This window comes from uncultured Campylobacter sp., assembly GCF_938045535.1.
Classification (GTDB): Bacteria; Campylobacterota; Campylobacteria; order Campylobacterales; family Campylobacteraceae; genus Campylobacter_B.
Genome location: NZ_CALIMQ010000292.1, coordinates 1 through 1,503, shown reverse-complemented (window position 1 = coordinate 1,503; position 1,503 = coordinate 1). Strand labels below are relative to the sequence as shown.

Genomic DNA, 1,503 nt, shown 5'->3' with positions numbered 1-1,503 from the left:
TGATCGTAGCGATCATGCCTTGACCGGTTTGGTTATACCACGCCTCGTTTTCAGGCACGGCGCCATCTACCTTTTTCCAAATTCCTTTCTCTTTGTTATCGGTGCCCGATTTATCGCCGCGAGAGAAAAATTTAATCTTCTCCGCCTTGATTAACTCGAATGAGCCTTTAAGGTCCTTGCCTTTAAATTTAGGCGCGATGGATTTATCGGCGATGAGGATAAAATCATTATACATAACGGGCGTGCGATCAACGCCGAAGCCTTTTTCTACGAATTCCTTCTCGACCTTCGGCGAATGCACGAAAAGTATGTCCGCATCGCAGTTCTCGCCAAGCTTTAGAGCAGCGCCGGTACCTACCGCCGTCCATTTGACATCTACGCCGGTTTCCGCTTTATACACAGGATGGATAGCGTCTAATAAGCCTGTATTATCGGTGCTCGTTGTGGTTGCCATCACCAAATCGTTATCGGCGGCAAAAAGGCTCGCACTAAGAGCGAGCGAAACAAAAAATATTTTTTTCATGTTATCTCCTTAAAAAATGTGCTATTATAGCATATAAATTTGGTTTATAAATATGCCAAAATAGAATATTTAGGACGCGATCTTGGACTTTATTTTAGAAGGAATTTTAAGCGCATTCGGACTGCTTCTTAGCGGCGATACGGAGACATTTTCGGCGATTAAGGCGACGCTTTATACTTCGAGCATCTCGATATTTTTTGCGATTTTAATCGGCTTTCCGATAGGATTTATCCTCGGATTTTACGAATTTCGCGCTCGCAGAACGCTTAGACTTTTAAGCGACGTAGCGCTTGCGATGCCCACGGTGGCGATAGGACTGATTCTTTACGCTTTCATATCCAGAAACGGCCCTTTGGGCGAGCTGGGGCTGCTTTTTACGCTCAAAGCCGTGATGCTCGGGCAGTTTGTGCTGGCGCTTCCCATCATCGTCTCGCTAAGCGCCAGCGTCATCGAGAATATGGACAAAAAGCACTATCTAAACATTATGAACTACCGCCTAAGCCCGCTAAATTTAATCCTTTGCGTGCTTTACGAGCTTCGCTACGCCCTACTGGTCGTCATCGCCACCGCTTACGGGCGGATCGTCGCCGAGGTGGGCGTAGCGATGATGATCGGCGGCAATATCAAATATTTCACCCGCACGATCACCACGGCGATCTCGCTTGAGACCAACAAGGGCGAGTTTGCGATGGGTATAGCGCTCGCGCTGGTGCTTATTTTAATAGCGTTTGCGGTAAATTTAGCCATCCATGCGCTAAAAAGGCTAGATCGATGAATACAGATAAGCTAACGCATCCGAGCAAGAATTTCACGGACAAAAACCGGGCGGAGAGGGAGAGCGAAAATTCTATGAGCGCAAATTTAACGGACGCAAATTCCGCAGACGAGAATTCTACGGACATAAATTCTACGCGCGTAAATTTCGCCGCCGAGAATTCTACGAGTAAAAATTTCGCCGCGGTAAATTCTAAGAGTAAAAA

At 46.6% G+C, this 1,503-nt stretch carries 3 protein-coding genes; 2 read left to right on the top strand and 1 reads right to left on the bottom strand.

The window, feature by feature from the left end; genetic code table 11:
• On the bottom strand, positions 1–523 hold a 523-nt coding region (locus tag Q0095_RS09160; RefSeq protein ID WP_297883225.1), incomplete at its 3' end, for a substrate-binding domain-containing protein.
• An 82-nt stretch (positions 524–605) separates the two neighbouring features.
• Between Q0095_RS09160 and tupB the strand changes: the two genes are divergently transcribed.
• The gene (tupB, locus tag Q0095_RS09155) at positions 606–1,298 is read left to right on the top strand and encodes a tungstate ABC transporter permease TupB (protein ID WP_297883224.1); all 693 of its coding nucleotides are present in this window, start codon (positions 606–608) and stop codon (positions 1,296–1,298) included.
• On the top strand, positions 1,295–1,503 hold a 209-nt coding region (locus Q0095_RS09150), incomplete at its 3' end, for a hypothetical protein (RefSeq protein ID WP_297883223.1). The genes tupB and Q0095_RS09150, both read left to right, overlap by 4 nt.